This window comes from Pseudomonas sp. HMSC063H08, from assembly GCF_001813645.1.
Classification (GTDB): domain Bacteria; phylum Pseudomonadota; class Gammaproteobacteria; order Pseudomonadales; family Pseudomonadaceae; genus Pseudomonas; species Pseudomonas aeruginosa.
In genome coordinates this window covers 27645-49108 of sequence record NZ_KV813334.1, presented here as the reverse complement: position 1 = coordinate 49108, position 21464 = coordinate 27645, and the positions used below count along the sequence as shown (strand labels likewise).

Below are 21464 nucleotides of genomic sequence, written 5' to 3'. Positions count from 1 at the left end.
ACGCAGGGAATTCCCGCAAGGGATTGTTTGACCATTGGTAGAACCAGAGAGACGGATGAACATCACCACTATCGCGAAACGCTTGTCACTGCTTGTCCTGTTCATCGCCCCTACGGCTGGCTGGGCTGCTGAATCCATGGTTCCGGCGCCGCCGCAACTGGCCGCCAAGTCGTACGTCCTGATGGACGGAGAGAGCGGCCAGGTTCTGGTCGAGAACAACGGCGACCAGCGCCTGCCGCCGGCCAGCCTGACCAAACTGATGACCGCCTACATCGCCACCAAGGAGATCGAGGCCGGCCGCATCGGCGAGAACGACCTGGTCACCGTCAGCGAACATGCCTGGCGCACCGGCGGTTCGCGGATGTTCATCAAGGTCGGCAGCCAGGTATCGGTGAGCGACCTGCTGCATGGCATCATCATCCAGTCCGGCAACGACGCCAGCGTCGCCCTGGCCGAGCATATCGCCGGCAGCGAAGACGCCTTCGCCGACATGATGAACACCACCGCGCAGAAGCTGGGCCTGACCAACTCCCACTTCATGGACGCCACCGGCCTGCCCAACCCGGACCACTATTCCTCCGCCCGCGACATGGCGGTGCTGGCCCGCGCGATCATCTACGGCGAGCCGAGCCACTACGCGATCTACGCGCAGAAGGAATTCCTCTGGAACAACATCAAGCAGCCGAACCGCAACCTGCTGCTGTGGCGCGACAAGACCGTCGACGGCCTGAAGACCGGCCACACCGACGAAGCCGGCTACTGCCTGGTGGCTTCCGCGGTACGCGACGGCCAGCGCATGATCGCGGTGGTGTTCGGCACCAACAGCGAGCAGGCCCGCGCCGCCGAGACCCAGAAGCTGCTGACCTATGGCTTCCGCTTCTTCGAAAGCCGCAACTTCTACAAGAAGGGCACCGAGCTGACCAAGGGCCTGGTCTGGAAGGGTTCCGAGCATGAAGTGAAAGCCGGCCTCGCCGAAGACCTGACCATGACCCTGCCGCGCGGCCAGATGCAGAAGCTGCAGGCCAGCATGGTCCTGGAGCCGCAGCTGATGGCGCCGATCCAGCAGGGCCAGGTGATCGGCAAGGTGGAAGTGAAGCTGGACGACAAGGTCATCCGCAGCGCCGACCTGGTCGCCCTCAACGCCGTCGAGGAGGGTGGTTTCTTCCGCCGCCTGTGGGATAGCATCCGCCTGTTCTTCTACGGTTTGTTCAACTGACCGACCGGCGCCCGCCCGCTCACGAGGCCAGCGGGCGCCCGTCCCCGCGGACCACGGGTCCGCCGCCGCCATGACCGATACCCCTGACGTTCAACCCCCGAAAATCGAATTCCCCTGCGAGCGCTATCCGATCAAGGTGATCGGCGACGCCGGCGAAGGTTTCTCCGACCTGGTCGTGGAAATCATCCAGCGCCACGCGCCGGATCTCGACGTCGAGACCCTGGTGGTCCGCGACAGCAGCAAGGGGCGCTTCCTCTCGGTGCAGGTGCTGATCACCGCCACCGATGTCGACCAACTGCAAGCCATCCATAACGACCTGCGCGCGACCGGACGCGTGCACATGGTGCTCTGATGGGACTCGAGCTGGGCTTCCGTGAGCTCGGCGAGGTTCCCTACGAACCGACCTGGCATGCCATGCAGCGCTTCGTTGCCGAACGCGACAAATCGGTAATGGACGAAGCCTGGCTGTTGCAGCACCCTGCGGTCTTCACCCAGGGGCAGGCCGGCAAGGCGGAGCATGTGCTGTTCCCCGGCGACATCCCGGTGATCCAGGTGGATCGCGGCGGCCAGGTGACCTACCACGGCCCCGGCCAGTTGGTCACCTACCTGCTGCTCGATGTCCGCCGCCTGGGACTGGGCGTGCGCGAGCTGGTCAGCCGGATCGAGCAGAGCCTGATCGGCCTGCTGGCGTCCTATGACGTGCAGGCCGTGGCCAAGCCGGACGCGCCGGGTGTCTACGTCGACGGGGCGAAGATCGCCTCCCTCGGCCTGCGCATCCGTAACGGCTGTTCCTTCCATGGCCTGGCGCTGAACCTGGACATGGACCTGCGACCGTTCCAACGAATCAATCCCTGCGGCTACGCCGGGATGCCCATGACCCAACTGCGCGACCTGGTTGGGCCGGTGGATTTTGCCGAGGTGTGTACCCGATTGCGCGCTGAGCTCGTCTCACGCCTTGGCTACGCTGAACAGAAGACCCTTACGGGCGGGATCGAACTGACATGAGCACTGTTGTGGAGAAGTCCGGAGAAGCCAAGCCGGGCAAGGTGGAAGTCGGCGTGAAGCTGCGCGGCGCGGAAAAGGTCGCGCGGATTCCGGTGAAGATCATTCCCACCGAGGAACTGCCGAAGAAACCCGACTGGATCCGCGTGCGCATCCCGGTTTCCCCCGAGGTCGACCGCATCAAGCAACTGCTGCGCAAGCACAAGCTGCACAGCGTCTGCGAAGAGGCGTCCTGCCCGAACCTGGGCGAGTGCTTCTCCGGCGGCACCGCGACCTTCATGATCATGGGTGACATCTGCACCCGGCGCTGCCCGTTCTGCGACGTCGGCCATGGCCGGCCGAAGCCGCTGGACGTCGACGAGCCGACCAACCTGGCCATCGCCATCGCCGACCTGCGGCTGAAGTACGTGGTGATCACCTCGGTGGACCGCGACGACCTGCGCGACGGCGGTGCCCAGCACTTCGCCGACTGCCTGCGCGAGATCCGCAAGCTGTCGCCGGGGATCCAGCTGGAAACCCTGGTGCCCGACTATCGCGGTCGCATGGACATCGCCCTGGAGATCACCGCCAACGAGCCGCCGGACGTGTTCAACCATAACCTGGAGACGGTGCCGCGCCTGTACCGCTCCTCGCGGCCGGGCTCGGACTTCGAGTGGTCGCTGGACCTGCTGCAGAAGTTCAAGCAGATGGTTCCGCACGTACCGACCAAGTCCGGGCTGATGCTTGGCCTGGGCGAGACCGACGATGAGGTCATCGAGGTCATGCAGCGGATGCGCGAGCACGACATCGACATGCTGACCCTTGGCCAGTACCTGCAGCCGTCGCGCAACCACCTGCCGGTGCAGCGCTTCGTGCATCCGGATACCTTCGCCTGGTTCGCCGAGGAAGGCGAGAAGATGGGCTTCAAGAACGTCGCGTCCGGTCCGCTGGTGCGTTCGTCCTACCATGCCGACCAGCAGGCGCACGGCAACAAGATCGGCTGATCGACGCCGCGCCAATGCCTTCCGACGCCGCGTCCCTGCACAGGGACGCGGCGTTTTTCATTGGGCAGCCACGAAGCCTCTTCGGACGTAGGACGAACAACCGCTTGCGGTTATCCGCCGGCGCGTAGGTGAGTACCGTTTGCGCTCATCCCTGTGCGGTAACGAAGCGACTGCGCTGGCCGAGCTGCCGCACCGCCTCGATCAGTGCCTCGGCCGCCAGGCTGGGTTGGCGCGAGAAGGCGTAGAAACGCGCCTCCGGCAGCGTCGGAAAACCCTGTTCCGGGCCCAGTTCGCGCAGCCCCTCGCGCATCTGGCTGCGCGCCACCACCGTCACGGCGAAACCGGCCAGCGCGGCGGACAGGCAGCCGGCCATGCTGGCGCTCTCGAACACCAGGCGCCAGGGACGCGCAGCGGCGCCGAGGGCTGTAATCGCCGCTTCGCGGTAGACGCAGGGTTCGGGGAACAGCGCCAGCGGCAGCGGTTCGCCCACGGGCAGCTCGATCGCGGTCGCCGCGGCCCAGACCAGCGGTTCCTCCCAGAGCAGTTCGCCGTCGTCTCCGACCCGCCGGCACTGCTTGCCGAACACCACGTCGGTGCGCCCCTGGGCCTGCTGGCGGAGCAGGTCGGTGGTGATACCGACCTTGAGTTCGATGGATGCTTCGGGGTGCCAGCGGCGAAAGCGTTGCAGGACGCGTGGCAGCCAGGCGCTGGCGAAGTCCTCCGAAGCGCCGATGCGCAGGCGGTCGCGGATCGGCGTGCCGTGCAGCCTGGCGCGGGCCTCGCGCTCCAGCTCGACGATGTTGCGGGCATAGGCGTAGAGCGTCTCGCCCGCCTGGGTCAGCTCCAGGCGGCGGGTGGTGCGGCTGAGCAGGCTGACGCCGGCTGTCTGTTCCAGGCGCTTGATATGCCCGCTGACCGCGGAGGGAGTGAGCGCGAGATTGTCCGCGGCGAGGGCGAAGCCGCCACTGTCGACCACTTCGAGAAAGGTACGCAACAACACGATATCCAGGGATTGGGAGGTGGGGACGGCAAGCTCCATGAGGTCTTCCATTCATCTCGTTTCATGAATAGTAGACGCTAACTATTCATGAATCACCCTTGGCAAGCGTCCTAGGATGTCCCTTCGCTTTCTCTTGGAGAGGTCCGATGAGCCGCTATGCCTTCGTTTCCACCGATGTCCTGGATATCGCCTACCTGGAGTGGAATCCGCAGGGGGCGCGCAGCGCCGTCTTGTTGCACGGTTGGCCGGACAGCCCGCATGCCTGGGAAGACCTGGCGGAGTCCCTGGCGGACGCCGGCTATCGGGTGCTGGCACCAGCCCTCCGGGGATTCGCCCCGACCCGCTTTCGCGATGCGTCTACTCCGCGCAGCGGGCAACTGGCGGCTCTGGCTTGCGATCTGCTGGCATTCGTCGACGGCCTGGCATTGCAGCGTCCCCTGCTGGTCGGCCATGACTGGGGTGCCCGCGCGGTGGCCAGTGCCTGCGGACTGCGCGAGGGCTTCGCCTCGCACCTGGTGATGCTCTCGGTGGGGTACGCCAGCAACGATCCGCAGCAAGTTCTTTCCCTGCCGCAGGCCCGTAGCTTCTGGTACCAGTGGTTCATGGCCACGCCACGCGGCGAGCGCGCGCTGCGCGAGGAGGGCGAGGCGTTCGCCCGGCAGATGTGGGACACCTGGTCGCCGCCGGGATGGTATGCCGAGCGCGATTTCCAGGAGGCCGCCCAGGCCTTCTCCGGGCCGGACTGGGTCGCCGTGGTGCTGCACTATTATCGGCATCGCTGGGGCTTCGTCGCGGGGGAGCCGCGCTACGGGGCGGCGGAACAGCGCTTGCTCCCGGCACCGCGCCTGGCGCTGCCGACCCTGGTGCTGCACGGCGGCGCGGATGCCTGCACCCACCCCGACGGCTCCCGCGGACGCGAGCACTACTTCAGCGGGCGTTACCAGCGGCTGGTGCTGGAGGGCGTCGGCCATTTTCCGCAGCGCGAGGCGGCCACCCAGGTGGCGGACGCTATCCTGCGGTTCTGCGCGGATGACTAGGTTCTGGACGCCGCAGCGGCGGATAACGCCCGTGGCGTTATCCGCCCTACGAACCGGTGTGCCGCGAGCGGTCGCGGCGGACGTGGGGTCGTAAGCTCCGCCGGCGGCCCTATGGCGTCCGCAGGCGGTCGAGCAGCGCCGGGGTCGGATAGCCGTCCGCCGGCCAGCCGAACTCCTGCTGGCAGGCGCGGATCGCCTTGCGCGTATTGGCGCCGATGATGCCGTCCACCGCGCCCGGATCGTGTCCGCGGGCGGCCAGTTGCCGTTGCAGCTCGATGCGCTGCGAGCGGCTCAGCGGAACATCCTCCAGTGGCCAGGCGCCGACTATCCGGCCGCCGCCCTTGAAGCTGTCGGCGAGCAGGCCGACGGCCAGGGCATAGGCACTGGAGTTGTTGTACTTGAGGATGGCGCGGAAGTTGTGCAGCACCAGGAAGGCCGGGCCGCGGTGCCCGGCCGGCAGCAGCAGCGAGGCCTGTTCGCCGGAGAGCCCGGAGGGCAGGGGGCCGCCGTTGACGCCTTGTACGCCCATCCCTTGCCACTCGCCCAGGGGCTTGCGGATGGTGAGTTCCGCCAGGGAATAGTCGAAGCCTGCCGGCAGGCGGACTTCGAACCCCCAGGGTTGTCCGGCGATCCAGCCGGAGGCTTTCAGGTAGTTGGCGGTGGAGGCCAGGGCGTCGCCGGGCGAGCCCCAGATGTCACGCTTGCCGTCGCCGTCGAAGTCCACGGCATACTGGTTGTAGGTGGTCGGGATGAACTGGGTCTGGCCCATGGCGCCGGCCCAGGAGCCGATCATGAAGGAGGCCGGAACGTCGCCGTGCTGGAGGATCTTCAGGGCGGCGAGCAACTGGGCGTGGGCGAATTCCGGGCGGCGTCCTTCATAGGCGAGGGTCGCCAGGGAGCGGATCACGTTCTTGTTGCCCATGTGCGAACCGTAGTTGCTCTCCATGCCCCAGATCGCCACCACCGCATCCGCATCCACCGCATAGCGCGCGTCGACTTCGCCGAGGATGCGCGCGTGCTGCGCCAGGCGCGCCTGGCCCTGGCGAACGCGCAGCGGATCGAGGGCGCCTTCCAGGTATTTCCATACCGGCCGGGTGAATTCCGGCTGGCTGCGGTCGGCTTCGACCACGGCGGGATCGGGCTCGACCCCGGCGAAGGCGCGATCGAAGGTCTGCGCATCGATTCCACCGGCCAGCGCCTGTTGACGGAAGGCGTCGCGCCACTGTTCGAAGCTCTGCCCAGGCTGGGCCTCGCTCGGCGCGCCAGCGGACACCGAGGCGGCCGGGCCGGCGCCGGTGAAGGGCGCCTTGGTCTGCAGGGGAGCGGCAGGCTGGTTGTATTCGATTATCGGGTTCTTCTGCGCGCAGGCACTGGAGAGGCCAAGCCCCATGGCGACGACGGTGCTGCCCAGCAGCCCGCTCACCTTCAGCAGGGCGGATCGTTCGGGGTTACGCATTGCTCTCCTCAGCAGGGTCCTCGGGACGGGCCACCTTAGCACGCCGGCCAGGACGCGTCTGCCGTCGTTGGACGCGCCGGCGGGGCCCCGGGTTCGCCAATGCGGTTCCATCGGCGTGGTGGATATCTTTCGACATAGGTTCGGTCAGTGTCGGGCGGCCAATGGTTTCGTCCGTATCGCTCCGCCGCCTGTCGAAGCCTCGCGGCGCACCCGAGTCGGGATCGGCGACGGGTCGCGCGGCATGCTCGAGGCCTTCGACTTCTTCTTCCTGGCCTTCGTTCTGCGCGACATAGCTACCCGCTTCGGCGTCGGCATCGAACGCCCGAGCCTGGTTCGTGCGCTGCAATGGCCAGAGGGTTGCCAGTCGGCCGCGCGGGATGTCGAGGCCGCGGATCATGATGGAGGAACCATTGGCTTTTCGCCCACCCCGAGGGGGCCAGGGCTTGCGCGCCGACGATAGTGTGCCCATGGGCGGCAGGCTGGCGGTGGGGTTGGTCTTGTCGACGGGCTTCGGGCGGGGTAGGCGGGGCGCGTGGGTGAGGAGGGCGTTGCGGGAGGATGGACCAGCGGCTGTTTCAGGCCGCCATAACGAAAGAAGCCTCCCAGTTACGGGAGGCTTCGCGGCGGTAGCTGCCTTTGCCTTTCTTCGCCTGTTCCTGGCGGCTGCGGAACAGTGGCTGGGCGACCAGGGATTTGGCCTTGTTCGGCCGCTTGCTTTTCTTTGCCATGGCAGAGGTCCTCGAAGGTGATCGGGCTGGCGCTCGCCAGCGCGCGCATCATCTGCCTGTCGCCGCGGATTGTCCAGTGCCGGTTGCGCCTTCAGGCTGCCGGCAGGCCGAGGCGCTGGCCGGCGAGGGTCAGGGCGAGAAGCGAGAGACCGCTCCAGGGGCTGCCGGGTGCCTGTCCCTTGATCTGCGCGTCGATCAACTGGGCATCCCGCAGCATCTGGTTCCAGCGGCTGCTGGAGTGGCGTTGCAGGGCACGGGTCAGCAGCGGACGGCGCTTGTCCCAGACCGGCGGACGCGCCTGGGCGAAGGCTTTCTCCAGCGGGATGCCCTGGCCGTATTGTTGGGACAGGCCAGCCAGCAGGCGGATCTCGCGGGCCAGGCCCCAGAGGATCACCGGCGGCTCGATGCCTTCGCCGCGCAGTCCTTCCAGGATGCGCAGGGCGTGGGCCGCTTCACCGCCAAGGGCCGCGTCGATCAGGCCGAAGACATCGAAGCGTGCGCTGTCGGCGACCGCGGCCTGTACGGTGGCGGCGTCGATCTGGTTGCCCTCGGCGAGCAGCTTGAGCTTTTCGATTTCCTGGGCGGCGGCGAGCAGGTTGCCTTCCACGCGCGCGGCGATCAGCTCCAGGGCTTCGGGGCTGGCGGACAGGCCGGCCTGGGACAGGCGCTGGCGAATCCACTGCGGCAACTGGTGGACGTCGACCGGCCAGACCTGGATGAACTGCGCGGCGTTGCCATCGATCAGGGCCTTGGCCCACTTGGTCTTCTGCGTGCTGCCATCGAGCTTGGGCAGGCTGAGCAGGAGCACGGTGTCTTCCGGCGGCCGTTGCAGGTATTCCTGGAGAATCGCCGCGCCTTTGTCGCCGGGCTTGCCGGAGGGCAGGCGCAGTTCGATCAGGCGCTTCTCGGCGAACAGCGACAGGCTGGCGCCGGCCTCCAGCAGCAGGCCCCAATCGAAGTTGGCTTCGGCATTGAATACCTGGCGCTCGCCGAAGTCGCGCTCGCGGCAGGCCTGGCGAATGGCATCGCAGGCTTCCTGGCAGAGCAGCGGTTCATCGCCGCTGACGACATAGACGGGCGCCAGGGGGCCCTGGAGGTGCTTGGCGAGTTGCGCGGGAGTCAGCTTCATAGGAGAAGACGGGGCCGGCGAAACCGGCCCCGGGGCATCACGGGGTGGGGAACTCGATCGGCGACTGCTGCGGCTCGGCGGCGCGGCGCTGGCGCTCCGCCTCGTCGGCGGCGCGCAGGGCTTCGGCTTCCGCCTTGGCCTTGGCTTCTGCCTGGCGCTGGGCTTCGTCGAGTTGCGCCGGGGTCAGCGTCTGGAGGCGCATGGACAACTGCTGGATCAGGTCGCGCCGCATCTCGCTGCGCAGCTGCGCGGCTTCCTGGTCGGAACCGATCAGGTTGTTTTCGTCGTGCACGTAGACCTTCTGCACCTGTACCTGGTTGCTCATCAGGACCAGGTCGTTGGCGCCGACGATCTCGTAGTTGATCGTGTTGGTCAGCTCGAACTCCGCGCCGCGCGCGGAACCGGTGTAGCTGACGGTGCGCTGCTGGTTGTCCTCGCGGACCAGCACCAGGTGGTAGGGCGCGTTGCTGGTGACCTTCACGCCGCTGTTTTCCAGGGTTTCCTTCAGTTCGCGCACGGTCGGGCCGTAGGCGTTGCGCGCGGACACGTCGATTTCCTTGAGCGCGAATTGCGCATCGCCCAGGCCGCGCAGTTGGAAGCCGCAGGCGGCCAGCAGGGTGGTCATACCGATCAGCGCGGCGCTGGTCAGGATACGTTTCATCAAGCTTCCCTCACTCCTGTTGATCAGCGCCCCCGGATGGCCGGGGGCGTCCAATGGAATCGCGTATCAGTTGGCGACGATGTTGACCAGTTTGCCCGGTACCACGATGACCTTGCGGATGCTCAGGCCTTCGGTGAAACGCAGCACGTTCTCGTTGGCGCGCGCGGCGGCCTCGACATCCTCGCGGCTGGCGCTGGCGGCCACGTCGATGTGCCCGCGCAGCTTGCCGTTGACCTGCACCACCAGTTGCAGGGTGTCCTGCACCAGTGCGCTCTCGTCGACGCTCGGCCAGCGCGCATCGATCACCGCTTCGGCATGGCCGAGCTGGCCCCAGAGCACGTGGCAGATGTGCGGAGTGATGGGCGCCAGCAGCAGGACCACGGTTTCCAGGCCTTCCTGGATCAGGGCGCGGTCCTGGGCGTCCTGGTTCGGCGCCTTCTCCAGCACGTTCATCAGGGTCATCACCGCGGCGATGGCGGTGTTGAACTTGTGGTGCTGGCCGACATCCTGGCTGGCCTGCCTGATCGCCAGGTGGATGGCGCGGCGGACCTGCTTCTGCGCGTCGCTCAGGGCGGCGACGTCCAGCGCGCCGGGGAGGCCGGCGCTGACATGGGCGTGAGCCAGGCGCCAGACGCGGCGGAGGAAGCGGTTGGCGCCCTCGACGCCGGCGTCCGACCACTCCAGGCTCATGTCCGGCGGCGAGGCGAACATCATGAACAGGCGGCAGGTATCGGCACCGTACTGGTCGATCATCGATTGCGGGTCGACGCCGTTGTTCTTCGACTTCGACATCTTCTCGGTGCCGCCGATCTCGACCGGCTGGCCGTCGTTCTTCAGGCGCGCGCCGACGACCTTGGCCTTGGCGTCACGCTCGACCTCGACGTCGGCCGGGTTGAACCAGTCCTTGCCGCCGTTGGCGGTGGTCCGGTAGTAGGTATCGGCGACCACCATGCCCTGGGTCAGCAGGTTCTTGAACGGCTCGTCGCTGCCGACCAGGCCCTCGTCGCGCATCAGCTTGTGGAAGAAGCGCGCATAGAGCAGGTGCAGGATGGCGTGCTCGATGCCGCCGATGTACTGGTCGACCGGCAGCCAGTAGTCGGCCGCCTTCTTGTCCAGCATGCCGCCTTCGAACTGCGGGCAGGCGTAGCGGGCGAAATACCAGGACGACTCGACGAAGGTGTCCATGGTGTCGGTTTCGCGCTTGGCCGGCTGGCCGCATTTCGGGCAGCTGCATTCGTAGAATTCCGGCATCTTCGCCAGCGGCGAACCGGAGCCGTCCGGTACCACGTCTTCCGGCAGCACCACCGGCAACTGGTCGGCCGGCACCGGGACGTCGCCGCAAGCCTCGCAGTGGATGATCGGGATCGGGCAGCCCCAGTAGCGCTGGCGGCTGATGCCCCAGTCGCGCAGGCGGAACTGGGTGCGCGCCTGGCCCAGGCCCTTGGCCTCGAGGTCGGCGCCGATGGCGTCGAAGGCGGCCTGGTAGCCGAGGTTGTCGTACTTGCCGGAGTTGACGGTGAGCACGGACTCGTCCTTGGCGCCGTACCACTCCTTCCAGACGCTGGACTCGAAGTCGTCGTCGCCCTCGACCTTGGCGATCACCTGGCGGATCGGCAGGCCGTACTTGTTGGCGAACTCGAAGTCGCGCTCGTCATGGCCGGGCACCGCCATCACCGCGCCTTCGCCGTAGTTCATCAGCACGTAGTTGGCGACCCATACCGGCAGCTTGTCGCCGGTCAGCGGGTGTTCGACGAACAGGGAAGTGGCCATGCCTTTCTTCTCCTGGGTGGCGATGTCGGCCTCGGCGACGCCGCCGCGCTTGCATTCGTCGATGAACGCCTGCAATTGCGGGTCGTTCTGCGCGGCCTGGGTGGCCAGCGGGTGTTCGGCGGCGACGGCGACGTAGGTGGCGCCCATCAGGGTGTCCGGACGGGTGGTGAACACCTTCAGTTGGCCGGCGTGGCCGATGGAGGCCTGGTCGTAGGGGAAGCCGATCTCCATCCCGCGCGACTTGCCGATCCAGTTGCGCTGCATGGTCTTCACCTGCTCCGGCCAGCCGGGCAGGTTGTCGAGGCTCTCCAGCAGTTCCTCGGCGTAGGCGGTGATCTTGAAGTAGTACATCGGGATCTCGCGCTTCTCGATCAGCGCGCCGGAGCGCCAGCCGCGCCCGTCGATCACCTGCTCGTTGGCGAGTACGGTCTGGTCGACCGGGTCCCAGTTGACCGTGCCGTTCTTGCGGTAGATCACCCCTTTTTCGAACAGGCGGGTGAACAGCCACTGCTCCCAGCGGTAGTAGTCCGGCTTGCAGGTGGTGACCTCGCGGCTCCAGTCGATCGCCAGGCCGAGGCTGTCCAGCTGCGACTTCATGTAGGCAATGTTGTCGTAGGTCCAGGCCGCCGGGGCGACGTTGTTCTTCATCGCGGCGTTTTCCGCCGGCATGCCGAACGCGTCCCAGCCCATCGGCTGCAGCACGTTGCGGCCCTGCATGCGGTGGTAGCGGCTGATCACGTCGCCGATGGTGTAGTTGCGCACGTGGCCCATGTGCAGCTTGCCGCTCGGATACGGGAACATCGACAGGCAGTAGAACTTCTCCTTGTCGGGTAGCTCCCTGACGAGGAAGGACTGGTGTTCTTTCCAGTAGTTCTGGGCCTGGGTTTCGATCTCGAGTGGCTGATATTGCTCGTGCATGGCGCTACTTAGACGTGACTGTTCGAAAGCCTCGTAGCATACATGACCCCCACTCCTGTCGATAGCCCGCGCCGTTTGTCGCCGGGGGCGGTTCAGCCGAACGGGAACGCTAAGCTTGCCCTATGGACGGTCGATGGCTGGCTGCCCAGTGGTACCTTCAGAGGTGTTCGATGGCTGAGCTGCAACGCGCGAGTGTGACGGGAGGTGGGCTGTACGAGAGGCTGCTGCAGCGTCTCGCCCTGGCTCTGGATGAAGCGGATACGGCCGAGCGCCTGCGTGACGAGCATCCCACGGAGCTTGAGTTGCGTGGTTTGAGCGAAGCGGAGATGGGGCTGATACGCGCCTATCTCGACCAGGACCTGCACTGGTTGCGCGGCTGGCATGCGGCCGCCGAGGAGCTGGCGCTGCTCGAGCGCCAGCCCGGCAGGACACCCCGGCCGCCCCGGCCGCAACCGCCGGCGCCCCGTCGCCACGTCTCGTTGAAACAGCGGCAACTGCTCTGTGCGCTCTGCGGTGCGCCGGTGCAGTGGAGCAAGGGGCATGGCGTGTTGCCGTGCGGCCATTGCGGCTCGCAACTGTTCCGTTCGGGTAACGGCCGCTAGGTTCTCTTTCCGGGAAGTTTCGCCAGGCGTCGCGCAATCCTTTAGATTGCCTCTTCCGACAGGGAGGGGGCGATGCCGATCCGTTATTTCTTCAAGCAACTTCTGCTGCCGCCGGGCGGCCTGTTGCTGCTGCTGTTTTTCGCTTTCTGGTGGCGCGCCAGCCGACCACGGCTGGCGCGGCTTTGCGGTGTCTGCGGGTTCTTCGGTCTGTAGCTGATGAGCATGCCGCTCAGCGTGGAGTGGATGGGGCGCTGGCTCGAAAGCGAACCGGCCCTGCTGGCGGAGGATCTGCCGGGCCTGGCGCAGCGCGCCGACGCCATCGTCATCCTCGGTGCCGGCCGGCAGACCAACGACCCGGCCTGGGGCGACGATGCGCCGAGCCTGCTGGCGGCCGAGCGGCTGCGCTATGCCGCGCGGCTGGCCAAGACCTCGGCGCTGCCGGTACTGATCAGCGGCGGGTTGCATTACGGACGCCCGCCCAGCGAGGCGGCGCTGATGGCCAATGCCCTGCTGCAGGACTTCGGCGTGCCGACGCGCTGGCAGGAAGGTCTCAGCCGTACTACCTGGGAAAACGCCACCCTGAGCGCCCCGCAGTTGCGCGAGGCCGGCGTGCGCCGGGTGGTGCTGGTGACCCAGGCCTGGCACATGCAGCGGGCACGCTGGAGCTTCGAGCGCCAGGGGTTCGAGGTGATCCCGGCGCCGGTCGGCTTCCTCGGCGGGGCCAACCTGCGGCCCTTCGGCGGCTGGCTGCCGGAAGCGCAGGCCTTCTGGCAGAGCGGCATGCTGCTGAACGAGGCGATCGGCCTGGTCGGCTATCGCCTGTTCTACCGCTGAGACGCAACCGGCGCCGCAGGGGCGCCGGTCTATCCAGGAGGGGCTGGCTTCAGCCGAACAGGCGTCGCTCCTGCGGGCGCAACTGGCGGCCGAGCAGAGCCCATAGCAGCAGCACGCCGGCCAGCCCGGCCAGCGGCCAGACGCGGTATTGCAGATAGGGCGTCAGGCCCTGCATGGGAATAACCTCGCCGCGCAGGATGCCCTGCTGGAACTGCGGGATCTGCCGGACGATTCGGCCATAGGGATCGATCAGGCCGGTGACGCCGTTGTTGGTCGCGCGGATCATCCAGCGACCGCTTTCCAGGGCGCGCATCTGCGCCATCTGCAGGTGCTGCAACGGGCCTATGGAAGTGCCGAACCAGGTGTCGTTGCTCACTGTCAGCAACACCTGGCTCTGCGCCGCGAGCGCGGCAGCGAACTCCGGGTAGACCACTTCGTAGCAGATGTACGGGGCGATCTCGTAGCCCTTGGCCTTGAGCAGCGGCTGGTCGGCCGGGCCGCGAGCGAAGTCGGACATCGGCAGGTCGAAGAAGGCGATCAGGCCGCGCAGCAGGTCCTGCAGCGGCACGTACTCGCCGAACGGCACCAGCTTCTGCTTGAGGTAGGTGCCCGCGCCTTCGCCGACCACGGTGATGCCGTTGAAGTAGCGACTCTTGCCGTCGGCGAGACGTTCGCGCACCGGGACCCCGGTGATCAGCGCGGCGTTCTTCTCGTCGGCGACCTGGCCCATGGCGCCGAGGTAGCCGCTGGCCATGTCCTGGAGAATCGGCACCGCGGTTTCCGGCCAGACGATCAGGTCGACGTCCTGCTGCGGCAGGCTCAGGTCGCGGTAGAGGTCGAGTTGCGCGCGGACCTGATTCGGGTCCCATTTCAGCTCCTGGGCGATGTTGCCCTGGATCGCCACTACCCTCAGCGGTTCGCCGGCCGAATGGGTCCAGGCGTGGCCCTTGAGATAGAGGCCGGCCGCCCACGGGCCGAGCAGCAGGACCAGCCCCAGAAGCAGGCTGGCACCGTGCGGGAAGAGGCGCGGCAGGTTCACCAGCAGAGCCGCGCTGAGGGCGATGACGAAGGAGGACAGCCATACGCCACCCACCGGCACCAGCCCGGCCAGCGGTCCCTGCAACTGGCTATAGCCGGCGTAGAGCCAGGGGAAACCGGTAAGGAACCAACTGCGGAACAGCTCCAGTGCCAGCCACAGGGCGGCGAACGCCAGGGCGTCGCCCAGCGGCGCGTTGTCGCGGCGCAGGCAGCGCGCCCACAGCCAGGCCGGCAGGGCGAAGAAGAAGGCGACGCCGGCGGTGAAGCCGAGCATGAGGAAGCTTGCCAGCGGCACCGAGGCGGCGCCGTAGTCATGGATACTGACGTAGATCCAGCTGGTGCCGGCGCCGAACGCGCCGAAACCGTACCACCAGCCGCGCCACAGGGCGGACTTGCCGGGAAGGCCGCGCAAGCCGAGATAGAGCAGGGCGATCGAGAGGATCGCCAGCGGCCAGTAGTCGAAGGGCGCCAGGGCCAGGGGTGTGAGCGCGCCTGCGGCGAGTGCCAGCAGGTGTCCGGGCCAGCCGGGACGAGAAATCCAACGCATCGAATGTCCTTAGAGCCTGTTCAATGTCCGACTGCGCAGACCGGGGCCTCCTTCGGCTGCCGGACGGCAACGTCCGCGGCGACAGGGGAGTCTGGCGCAAGGCGCAAGAGTAAAGGAGGGGCTGGCGAGACGCCAGAAGGACGGCGCGGGAAGATGCCCCCTCCGCCGCGGCGGAGGGGGTGCGCTCAGTTCTGCAGGGGAGACAGGCGCAGCAGGTGGACGCGGCGGCTGTCGGCGTTGAGCACGCGGAAACGGAACTCGCCCAGCTCGACCACTTCGTTGCGCTTGGGCAGGTGGCCGAAGGCGCTCATCACCAGGCCGCCCACGGTATCGAATTCCTCGTCGGAGAATTCCGAGCCGAAGAAGTCGTTGAAGGCGTCCACGGGGGTCAGCGCCTTGACGATGAAATCGCCGCTGGGCAGCGGCTTGATGTAGCTGTCTTCCTCGACGTCGTGCTCGTCCTCGATATCGCCGACGATCTGTTCCAGCACGTCCTCGATGGTCACCAGGCCGGCCACGCCGCCGTATTCGTCGATGACGATGGCCATGTGGTTGCGGTTGGCGCGGAATTCGCGGAGCAGCACGTTGAGGCGCTTGGATTCGGGGACGAAGGTGGCCGGACGCAGCAGTTCCTTGATGTCGAAGGGACGCTCGTCGTTGTGCAGGATCAGTGGCAGGAGGTCCTTGGCCAGCAGTACGCCCATGACGTCGTCGAGGCTTTCGCCGACCACCGGGTAGCGCGAGTGGGCGGCTTCGATGATGGCCGGAAGGAATTCCTTCGGCGTCTGGGTCGAACGGATGCTCATCATCTGCGAGCGCGGCACCATGATGTCGCGCACCTGCAGGTCGGCGACCTGGATCGCCCCCTCGACGATGGACAGCGCCTCGCTGTCCAGCAGCTTGTTGTCGTGGGCATCGCGCAGCAGCTCGAGGAGCTCCTGGCGGTTTCTCGGCTCGTGGGCAAAAGCCTGGGTGATCTTGTCCAGCCAGGACTTGTGCCCGTTGCTCGATCGGTCTTCGCTCATTTTTCCTTGCTCGGTGGCTCTTCGTCGTCGCAGGCGTACGGATCGGGATGACCCAGTTCCGCCAGCAATTCACGTTCCAGTGTTTCCATTTCTTCCGCTTCGGTGTCGTCGATGTGGTCGTAGCCGAGCAGGTGCAGGCAGCCGTGGATCACCAGGTGGGCCCAGTGGGCCTGCAACGGCTTGCGCTGTTCCAGGGCTTCGCGGGCGACCACCGGGGCGCAGATCACCAGGTCCCCGAGCAGCGGGATATCGAGAAGCTCGTCCGGGACATCGGCGGGGAAGGACAGCACGTTGGTCGCGTAGTCCTTGTGCCGGTAGGTGCTGTTCAGTTCCAGGCCTTCGGCCTCGTCCACCAGGCGGATGGTCAGCTCCGACTCCGGACGCTGGCGCAGGGCCAGTTCGCACCAGGCGCGGAACTGTGCTTCGGAGGGCAGGTCCGGGGCGGCGCTGGCGACCTGCAGGTCGAGCTCAAGCGGCATCGTGACCGCCCTTGCCCGTTCCCTCGACCGGCCGCACCTGGCCTTGCTGGCGGTTCTCATGGCGCTCGTAGGCTTCGACGATACGCTGCACCAGCGGGTGGCGGACCACATCCTTGGGCTTGAAATGGGTGAAGCTGATGCCGGGGACGTCCTGCAGGACCTCGATCACGTGCTTGAGGCCGGAGCGGGTGCCGCGGGGCAGGTCGACCTGGGTGACGTCGCCGGTGATCACCGCGGTGGAGCCGAAGCCGATCCGGGTGAGGAACATCTTCATCTGCTCGACTGTGGTGTTCTGGCTCTCGTCGAGGATGATGAAGCTGTTGTTCAGCGTGCGCCCGCGCATGTAGGCCAGCGGCGCGACCTCGATGACGTTGCGCTCGATCAGCTTGGCCACGTGTTCGAAGCCGAGCATCTCGTAGAGCGCGTCGTAGAGCGGGCGCAGGTAGGGGTCGATCTTCTGCGACAGGTCGCCGGGAAGGAAACCGAGCTTCTCGCCGGCCTCGACCGCCGGGCGCACCAGCAGGATGCGGCGGATCTGCTCGCGCTCCAGGGCGTCGACGGCGCAGGCCACGGCGAGGTAGGTCTTGCCGGTGCCAGCCGGACCGATGCCGAAGTTGATGTCGTGGTCGAGGATCGCCTTGACGTAGCGCTGCTGGTTGGCGCCGCGCGGGCGGATGTGCGCCTTGCGCGACTTCAGGGTGACCTGCGGCGCGCTCTGCAATTCCTCGAGGTCTTCCAGGCCGGACTCCTGCAGGTACAGGTGCACGGTGTCGGGAGTGAGATCGGTGCCGTTCTGCGCCTCGCGGTAGAGACGCTGCAGCAGGCGTTCGGCGACCTTGGTCCGGCGCGGTTCGCCGGCCAGTTCGAACTGGTTGCCGCGGTTGCGGATCTCGATGTCGAGGCGTTTCTCGATCTGGTGGAGATGCTCGTCGAACTGCCCGCAAAGTGTCGCGAAGCTGCGGGCGTCGAACGGCTCGAGGATAAAGCGATGAAGTTCCTGGGGGGCGTTCAAGGTGTTCTGTCGTACTCGCCAGTGGCTGATTGATAGGGAAGAGAATAACCGCTGGATATCGTCGCGCAAAGTTGCCGTATCGCGGCGGCGCTTTCCCGGTTCCCGCTGAAACGTTGGTGCACCGTGGCGGCGGGAAGGTTCAGCGAGCCCGCCGTACGGTCGTCGGCCTCAATGCAGGGTGCTGTCGATCAGGGTACCGCGCAGCGAGTGCGGCAGCGCGTCGTCGATGTGCACCTGGGCGAACTGGCCGATCAGGCGTGGATTGTCGCAGCGGAAGTTGACGATCCGGTTGTTCTCGGTGCGCCCCTGGAGCATGCCCGGGTCCTTCTTCGAGAAGTCGGTGACCAGGATCCGCTGGGTGCTGCCGACCATGCGCCGGCTGATCTCGTAGCCTTGCTGGTGGATGCGGCTCTGGAGGATCTGCAGGCGCTGTTTCTTCACTTCTTCCGGCAGGTCGTCGGCGAGGTCGGCGGCGGGCGTGCCGGGCCGCGCGCTGTAGATGAAGGAGAAGGAGAAGTCGAAGCCGACGTCCTCCACCAGCTTCATGGTCTGCTCGAAGTCCTTCTCGGTTTCGCCGGGGAAACCGACGATGAAGTCGGAGCTGATGCAGATGTCCGGTACCGCGGCCTTCAGCTTGCGGATACGCGACTTGTATTCCAGCACGGTATGGTTGCGCTTCATCGCCGCCAGCACGCGGTCGGAGCCCGACTGCACCGGCAGGTGGATGAATTTCACCAGCTCCGGCACCTCGGCGTGGGCCTGGATCAGCGCGTCGGAGAATTCCAGCGGGTGCGAGGTGGTATAGCGGATGCGTTCGATACCGTCGACGGCGGCGACCACCCGCAGCAGTTCGGCGAAGTCGGCCAGGCGGCCATCGTGGGTCAGGCCGCGGAAGCCGTTGACGTTCTGTCCCAGCAGGGTGACTTCGCGGACGCCGTTCTCGGCCAGGTGGATCACTTCGGCGATCACGTCGTCGAATGGTCGGCTGACTTCCTCGCCGCGGGTGTAGGGCACCACGCAGAAGCTGCAGTACTTGCTGCAGCCTTCCATCACCGAGACGAAGGCGGTGGGGCCATCGACCCGCGGTTCCGGCAGGCGGTCGAATTTCTCGATTTCCGGGAAGGACACGTCGACCTGCGGCTTGCGCGTGCTGCGCGCGGCGTCGATCATTTCCGGCAGGCGGTGCAGGGTCTGCGGGCCGAAGACCACGTCGACATAGGGCGCGCGCTCACGGATCGCGGCGCCTTCCTGGCTGGCCACGCAGCCGCCGACGCCGATCACCAGGTCGGGATTCTGCTGCTTCAGCTCGCGCCACATGCCGAGCTTGGAAAACACCTTTTCCTGGGCCTTCTCGCGGATCGAGCAGGTATTGAGCAGGATGACGTCGGCCTCGGCGGCGTTTTCGGTCACCTCGAGGGCTTGGTGTTCACCGAGCAGGTCCGCCATTCGCGACGAGTCGTACTCGTTCATCTGGCAGCCGTGGGTTTCGATGAAAAGCTTCTTGGCCATGCGCTTCGTCGGACAGTTCGAAAAGGACCGCGCATTATAGAGGGCGGGGCCCCCGGTTCCTAGCGTTGCTGGCCGAAAGGCTGTGCTATGATTCGCGCCCTTCATTTTCCGGCATTGCTTTCCCCGCCATGAACAAGCGCGAAAACCCCATCTACAAGGTGATTTTCCTCAACCAGGGCCAGGTCTTCGAGATGTATGCCAAGCAGATCTACCAGAGCGATCTGTGGGGCTTCCTGGAAATCGAGGAGTTCGTCTTCGGCGAGCGCACCCAGGTGGTGGTGGATCCCAGCGAGGAGAAGCTCAAGGCGCAGTTCGAAGGCGTTCTGCGCAGCTTCGTGCCGATGCACGCGATCGTCCGCATCGACGAGGTCGAGCGCCTGGGTACGCCGAAGATCAGCGAGGCCAAGGGCGCGGGCAACGTCATGCCGTTCCCCATGCCGATGCCCGGCAAGAGCGACTGATTCGCGAAAGGGACGTCAGGGCAGCGGCGCGAAGGGCGTGACACCGCCGGCAGTCTGCAGTTCGATCAGGTAGTTGCGGAAGATCTGCCCCAGCACCCGGGTGGCGATGTCCAGTTCGTCGCGGTTCATCTGCTCGGCTACCAGGTCGGCGCTGTCCAGGGCGTCCTCGGCGCCGTTCACCGCTGCCATCTTCAGCACGATGTAGGCCTGTACGTTGTTCGCCGGAACCCCTTCGCCACGGAAGAACATGGTGCCGAGGTGGTACTGGGCCTGGGCATGGCCCTGTAGAGAAGCTTTCTCGAACCAGTTGAGGGCGGCCTGGAGGTCGCGCGGGATGCGCTCGCCGTCGTAGAAGAATTCGCCCAGTTCGTATTGCGCCTCGGCGTCGCCGCCATTGGCGACCTGCTGGCAGGCGGCGAGCGCCTGTTGCAATTCTTCGGGAACGGTGTTCAGCGCGCAGCGGCCGGTCGCTGGAATCAGCAACGAGTTGCCTCCCGCCTGCGCGAGCAGCGGCTGGAGGATCAACAGGCAACCCAGGGCGAGGGTGCGGCCGGTACGGAACATGAGGGGAAGACACCTCCTGGATCGGGGCGGGCAAGGGCTGCCCGGCCAACGAAATGCGCTGACCCTCACATTATGAAATAAGCCGACGCCTCCTTACAAAGTCTTTACTGTCTTTTCGGGAACTTTGTCGGCGCGTTTATGAATTTCGGCTAGGAAGGCGTTCCGGCGGGGTGGAGGGCGGCGCCCGGGAAGGGCGCCGCGAAGAGGGTCATTTCAGCGCGGCGAAGGCTTTTTCGGCGGCGTTCAGCGTGATTTCCAGCTCCTTGTCGCCATGGGCGATGGAGGTGAAGCCGGCCTCGAAGGCGCTAGGCGCAAGGTACACGCCACCGTCGAGCATCAGGTGGAAGAAGCGCTTGAAGCGTTCGACGTCGCTGGCCATCACGTCCTCGAAGGTGACGATGGCGTCGGCGCCGCTGAAGTACAGGCCGAACATGCCGCCCGCCTGGGTGGTGACGAAGGGGATGCCGGCGGCATCCGCGCGCTGTTGCAGGCCGTCGAGCATGCGCGTGGTGTAGGCGGTCAGTTCGTTGTGGAAACCGGGGCGGCTGATCAGGCGCAGGGTGGTCAGGCCGGCGGCCATTGCCAGCGGGTTGCCCGAGAGCGTGCCGGCCTGGTAGACCGGGCCCAGCGGGGAAATCTGCTGCATGATCTCGCGCTTGCCGCCGAAGGCGCCCACCGGCATGCCGCCGCCGATGATCTTGCCGAAGGTCGACAGGTCCGGGGTGACCCCGTAGTAGGCCTGGGCGCCGCCGAGGGCGACACGGAAGCCGGTCATCACTTCGTCGAAGATCAGCACCACGCCGTGTTCGTCGCAGGCTTCACGCAGGCCTTCGAGGAAGCCCGGCGCCGGCGGCACACAGTTCATGTTGCCGGCAACCGGCTCGACGATGATGCAGGCGACCTCCTTGCCGACTTCGCCCAGTGTCTTGCGCACCGCCTCGATGTCGTTGAACGGCAGGGTCAGGGTGTGCTTGGCGAAGGCTGCCGGAACGCCCGGGGAGTTCGGCACGCCGAAGGTCAACGCGCCGGAGCCGGCCTTCACCAGCAGGCTGTCGGAGTGGCCGTGGTAGCAGCCTTCGAACTTGATGATGCTGTCGCGCCCGGTGTAGCCGCGGGCCAGGCGGATGGCGCTCATGGTCGCCTCGGTGCCGGAGCTGACCATGCGCACCATCTCCATCGACGGCACCATGGAGCAGACCAGGTCGGCCATTTCCACTTCCAGCGCGGTCGGCGCGCCATAGGACAGGCCGTGGTCGAGTTGCCGGCGCACCGCGTCGAGCACGTCCGGATGGCTGTGGCCGAGGATCATCGGGCCCCAGGAGCCGACATAGTCCACGTAGCGCTTGTCGTCCTCGTCCAGTACATAGGCGCCTTCGGCGTGCTTGAAGAACAGCGGGGTGCCGCCGACGCTCTTGAAGGCGCGCACCGGGGAGTTGACCCCGCCGGGAATGTGTTTCTGGGCGTTGTTGAACAGCGTTTCGGAACGGGACATG

General features: G+C 66.5%; 21 protein-coding genes and 1 pseudogene. 8 read left to right on the top strand and 14 right to left on the bottom strand.

The window, feature by feature from the left end:
• The first annotated feature begins 55 nt into the window (after positions 1-55).
• From HMPREF2924_RS01990 to lipA, 4 genes are all read left to right on the top strand, one after another.
• Complete coding sequence (locus HMPREF2924_RS01990) at positions 56-1216, top strand: D-alanyl-D-alanine carboxypeptidase family protein (RefSeq protein ID WP_003093182.1); 1161 nt, start codon at positions 56-58, stop codon at positions 1214-1216.
• Positions 1217-1286: 70 nt separating this feature from the next.
• Entirely contained in the window at positions 1287-1568 is a 282-nt protein-coding gene (locus HMPREF2924_RS01985) for a DUF493 domain-containing protein (protein ID WP_003100311.1), read from the top strand.
• Complete coding sequence (gene lipB, locus HMPREF2924_RS01980) at positions 1568-2221, top strand: lipoyl(octanoyl) transferase LipB (RefSeq protein ID WP_003093177.1); 654 nt, start codon at positions 1568-1570, stop codon at positions 2219-2221. Before HMPREF2924_RS01985 ends, lipB begins: the two co-directional genes overlap by 1 nt.
• Positions 2218-3201, top strand: a complete 984-nt coding sequence (lipA, locus tag HMPREF2924_RS01975) for a lipoyl synthase (protein ID WP_003119196.1) — start codon at positions 2218-2220, stop codon at positions 3199-3201. The genes lipB and lipA overlap by 4 nt, the downstream gene beginning before the upstream one ends.
• Positions 3202-3346: 145 nt before the next feature.
• On the opposite strand, the gene HMPREF2924_RS01970 is transcribed toward lipA, so the two are convergent.
• Positions 3347-4240 (bottom strand): LysR family transcriptional regulator, encoded by an 894-nt coding sequence (locus tag HMPREF2924_RS01970; protein ID WP_003132503.1) that lies wholly within the window; start codon positions 4238-4240, stop codon positions 3347-3349.
• Positions 4241-4347: 107 nt separating this feature from the next.
• On the opposite strand from HMPREF2924_RS01970, the gene HMPREF2924_RS01965 reads away from it, so the two are divergent.
• A complete protein-coding gene (locus HMPREF2924_RS01965; protein ID WP_003132505.1) occupies positions 4348-5238 on the top strand; it encodes an alpha/beta fold hydrolase in 891 nt (296 codons plus the stop codon).
• Between the two features lie 109 nt (positions 5239-5347).
• On the opposite strand, the gene HMPREF2924_RS01960 is transcribed toward HMPREF2924_RS01965, so the two are convergent.
• The 6 genes from HMPREF2924_RS01960 to leuS form a co-directional block, all read right to left on the bottom strand.
• Complete coding sequence (locus HMPREF2924_RS01960; protein WP_003132508.1) at positions 5348-6694, bottom strand: lytic murein transglycosylase; 1347 nt, start codon at positions 6692-6694, stop codon at positions 5348-5350.
• Complete coding sequence (locus tag HMPREF2924_RS35755) at positions 6687-7091, bottom strand: hypothetical protein (protein WP_021265261.1); 405 nt, start codon at positions 7089-7091, stop codon at positions 6687-6689. The genes HMPREF2924_RS01960 and HMPREF2924_RS35755 overlap by 8 nt, the downstream gene beginning before the upstream one ends.
• A 178-nt stretch (positions 7092-7269) precedes the next feature.
• Positions 7270-7422, bottom strand: coding sequence for an alternative ribosome-rescue factor A (gene arfA, locus HMPREF2924_RS01950; protein ID WP_003093169.1), 153 nt, complete (start codon positions 7420-7422; stop codon positions 7270-7272).
• A 91-nt stretch (positions 7423-7513) separates the two neighbouring features.
• On the bottom strand, positions 7514-8551 hold the full coding sequence (holA, locus tag HMPREF2924_RS01945; RefSeq protein WP_003132512.1) for a DNA polymerase III subunit delta: 1038 nt from the start codon (positions 8549-8551) through the stop codon (positions 7514-7516).
• Positions 8552-8588: 37 nt separating this feature from the next.
• A complete protein-coding gene (gene lptE, locus HMPREF2924_RS01940; RefSeq protein ID WP_003110380.1) occupies positions 8589-9212 on the bottom strand; it encodes an LPS-assembly lipoprotein LptE in 624 nt (207 codons plus the stop codon).
• Positions 9213-9278: 66 nt separating this feature from the next.
• Positions 9279-11900: a leucine--tRNA ligase gene (gene leuS / locus HMPREF2924_RS01935; protein WP_003132514.1), complete on the bottom strand. Its 2622-nt coding sequence runs from the start codon at positions 11898-11900 to the stop codon at positions 9279-9281.
• Positions 11901-12070: 170 nt separating this feature from the next.
• On the opposite strand from leuS, the gene HMPREF2924_RS01930 reads away from it, so the two are divergent.
• Positions 12071-12502 (top strand): hypothetical protein, encoded by a 432-nt coding sequence (locus HMPREF2924_RS01930; protein WP_003114329.1) that lies wholly within the window; start codon positions 12071-12073, stop codon positions 12500-12502.
• 72 nt (positions 12503-12574) lie between these two features.
• Positions 12575-13336: pseudogene (locus tag HMPREF2924_RS01925) on the top strand (YdcF family protein).
• 49 nt (positions 13337-13385) lie between these two features.
• Here HMPREF2924_RS01925 and lnt read toward each other — a convergent pair.
• The 5 genes from lnt to miaB form a co-directional block, all read right to left on the bottom strand.
• On the bottom strand, positions 13386-14921 hold the full coding sequence (gene lnt, locus HMPREF2924_RS01920) for an apolipoprotein N-acyltransferase (RefSeq protein ID WP_003093162.1): 1536 nt from the start codon (positions 14919-14921) through the stop codon (positions 13386-13388).
• A gap of 185 nt (positions 14922-15106) precedes the next feature.
• Positions 15107-15946 (bottom strand): HlyC/CorC family transporter, encoded by an 840-nt coding sequence (locus HMPREF2924_RS01915; RefSeq protein ID WP_003093161.1) that lies wholly within the window; start codon positions 15944-15946, stop codon positions 15107-15109.
• A complete protein-coding gene (ybeY, locus tag HMPREF2924_RS01910) occupies positions 15943-16425 on the bottom strand; it encodes an rRNA maturation RNase YbeY (protein WP_003132520.1) in 483 nt (160 codons plus the stop codon). The genes HMPREF2924_RS01915 and ybeY overlap by 4 nt, the downstream gene beginning before the upstream one ends.
• Positions 16415-17437, bottom strand: coding sequence for a PhoH family protein (locus HMPREF2924_RS01905; protein ID WP_003111486.1), 1023 nt, complete (start codon positions 17435-17437; stop codon positions 16415-16417). The genes ybeY and HMPREF2924_RS01905 overlap by 11 nt, the downstream gene beginning before the upstream one ends.
• Before the next feature lie 168 nt (positions 17438-17605).
• On the bottom strand, positions 17606-18946 hold the full coding sequence (gene miaB, locus HMPREF2924_RS01900) for a tRNA (N6-isopentenyl adenosine(37)-C2)-methylthiotransferase MiaB (RefSeq protein ID WP_003093158.1): 1341 nt from the start codon (positions 18944-18946) through the stop codon (positions 17606-17608).
• Positions 18947-19074: 128 nt separating this feature from the next.
• Here miaB and HMPREF2924_RS01895 point away from each other — a divergent pair, with 128 nt between their 5' ends.
• Complete coding sequence (locus HMPREF2924_RS01895) at positions 19075-19407, top strand: DUF1820 family protein (RefSeq protein WP_003093157.1); 333 nt, start codon at positions 19075-19077, stop codon at positions 19405-19407.
• A 15-nt stretch (positions 19408-19422) separates the two neighbouring features.
• Here HMPREF2924_RS01895 and HMPREF2924_RS01890 read toward each other — a convergent pair whose 3' ends face one another.
• Positions 19423-19971 carry a tetratricopeptide repeat protein gene (locus HMPREF2924_RS01890; RefSeq protein WP_003093155.1) on the bottom strand — a complete coding sequence of 183 codons (549 nt, stop codon included), beginning with the start codon at positions 19969-19971 and terminating at the stop codon, positions 19423-19425.
• 208 nt (positions 19972-20179) lie between these two features.
• Positions 20180-21463, bottom strand: a complete 1284-nt coding sequence (hemL, locus tag HMPREF2924_RS01885) for a glutamate-1-semialdehyde 2,1-aminomutase (RefSeq protein ID WP_003132522.1) — start codon at positions 21461-21463, stop codon at positions 20180-20182.
• Position 21464 lies beyond the last annotated feature (1 nt).

Excerpts from the sequence above, each read along its gene's own strand:
- miaB (WP_003093158.1), bottom strand. The coding sequence starts at position 18,946 with ATGGCCAAGAAGCTTTTCATCGAAACCCACGGCTGCCAGATGAACGAG.
- lptE (WP_003110380.1), bottom strand. The coding sequence starts at position 9,212 with ATGAAACGTATCCTGACCAGCGCCGCGCTGATCGGTATGACCACCCTG.
- HMPREF2924_RS01965 (WP_003132505.1), top strand. The coding sequence starts at position 4,348 with ATGAGCCGCTATGCCTTCGTTTCCACCGATGTCCTGGATATCGCCTAC.
- HMPREF2924_RS01970 (WP_003132503.1), bottom strand. The coding sequence starts at position 4,240 with ATGGAGCTTGCCGTCCCCACCTCCCAATCCCTGGATATCGTGTTGTTG.
- leuS (WP_003132514.1), bottom strand. The coding sequence starts at position 11,900 with ATGCACGAGCAATATCAGCCACTCGAGATCGAAACCCAGGCCCAGAAC.
- lnt (WP_003093162.1), bottom strand. The coding sequence starts at position 14,921 with ATGCGTTGGATTTCTCGTCCCGGCTGGCCCGGACACCTGCTGGCACTC.
- HMPREF2924_RS01990 (WP_003093182.1), top strand. The coding sequence starts at position 56 with ATGAACATCACCACTATCGCGAAACGCTTGTCACTGCTTGTCCTGTTC.
- lipB (WP_003093177.1), top strand. The coding sequence starts at position 1,568 with ATGGGACTCGAGCTGGGCTTCCGTGAGCTCGGCGAGGTTCCCTACGAA.
- HMPREF2924_RS35755 (WP_021265261.1), bottom strand. The coding sequence starts at position 7,091 with ATGATCCGCGGCCTCGACATCCCGCGCGGCCGACTGGCAACCCTCTGG.
- ybeY (WP_003132520.1), bottom strand. The coding sequence starts at position 16,425 with ATGCCGCTTGAGCTCGACCTGCAGGTCGCCAGCGCCGCCCCGGACCTG.
- arfA (WP_003093169.1), bottom strand. The coding sequence starts at position 7,422 with ATGGCAAAGAAAAGCAAGCGGCCGAACAAGGCCAAATCCCTGGTCGCC.
- lipA (WP_003119196.1), top strand. The coding sequence starts at position 2,218 with ATGAGCACTGTTGTGGAGAAGTCCGGAGAAGCCAAGCCGGGCAAGGTG.
- HMPREF2924_RS01985 (WP_003100311.1), top strand. The coding sequence starts at position 1,287 with ATGACCGATACCCCTGACGTTCAACCCCCGAAAATCGAATTCCCCTGC.
- HMPREF2924_RS01960 (WP_003132508.1), bottom strand. The coding sequence starts at position 6,694 with ATGCGTAACCCCGAACGATCCGCCCTGCTGAAGGTGAGCGGGCTGCTG.
- hemL (WP_003132522.1), bottom strand. The coding sequence starts at position 21,463 with ATGTCCCGTTCCGAAACGCTGTTCAACAACGCCCAGAAACACATTCCC.
- holA (WP_003132512.1), bottom strand. The coding sequence starts at position 8,551 with ATGAAGCTGACTCCCGCGCAACTCGCCAAGCACCTCCAGGGCCCCCTG.
- HMPREF2924_RS01930 (WP_003114329.1), top strand. The coding sequence starts at position 12,071 with ATGGCTGAGCTGCAACGCGCGAGTGTGACGGGAGGTGGGCTGTACGAG.
- HMPREF2924_RS01915 (WP_003093161.1), bottom strand. The coding sequence starts at position 15,946 with ATGAGCGAAGACCGATCGAGCAACGGGCACAAGTCCTGGCTGGACAAG.
- HMPREF2924_RS01895 (WP_003093157.1), top strand. The coding sequence starts at position 19,075 with ATGAACAAGCGCGAAAACCCCATCTACAAGGTGATTTTCCTCAACCAG.
- HMPREF2924_RS01890 (WP_003093155.1), bottom strand. The coding sequence starts at position 19,971 with ATGTTCCGTACCGGCCGCACCCTCGCCCTGGGTTGCCTGTTGATCCTC.